At 73.0% G+C, this 478-nt stretch carries 1 protein-coding gene; it reads right to left on the bottom strand.

Annotated elements, in window-relative coordinates; translation table 11 throughout:
• A partial coding sequence (locus tag RM609_RS34200) for an ABC transporter substrate-binding protein (protein ID WP_311616579.1) occupies window positions 1-462 on the bottom strand: 462 nt, incomplete at its 3' end.
• Window positions 463-478: the final 16 nt, after the last annotated feature.

The following is a 478-nucleotide window of genomic DNA, read 5'->3' as shown; positions in this document are numbered from 1 at the left end:
GGCCAACAGGTAGTCGAGGTTGGGCTCGGGGAGCTCGGTGTTCATCGTGAAGGTGCGCTCGTCGAGCACCTCGACGGTGGGCCACTCGCGGAAGAACGAGGCCAGGAACGAGCCGTTGACGCCCTGGTACATCTCCAGGGCGGTGGCGACGTCCTGCGGGGTGACCGGGGTGCCGTCGGAGTAGACGACGCCCTCGCGCAGCTGGACGGTCCACTCGGTGTCGCCGGTGAGCTCGAAGCGCTCGGCGAGGACCAGCTCGGGGGTGAGGTCGGCGCCGATGCGGGTGAGGCCCTGGCGCACGGCGCGCTGCACGGTGACGGCGGCGTCGAACTGGTTGAGCTTGTTGTCCAGGCTGACCAGCGACCGGTTCAGGGCCATGGTCAGGGGGCCCGGGCCGGGGGTGCCGGTGGGACCGGCGCAGGCGGCCAGCGCGGGGCCGAGCGCGAGCCCGGCCCCCACCACGCCGCCGCGGCGGAAC

This window comes from Streptomyces hesseae, from assembly GCF_031845785.1.
Taxonomy (GTDB): Bacteria; Actinomycetota; Actinomycetes; order Streptomycetales; family Streptomycetaceae; genus Streptomyces; species Streptomyces hesseae.
This window is presented reverse-complemented; position numbering and strand designations above follow the sequence as displayed.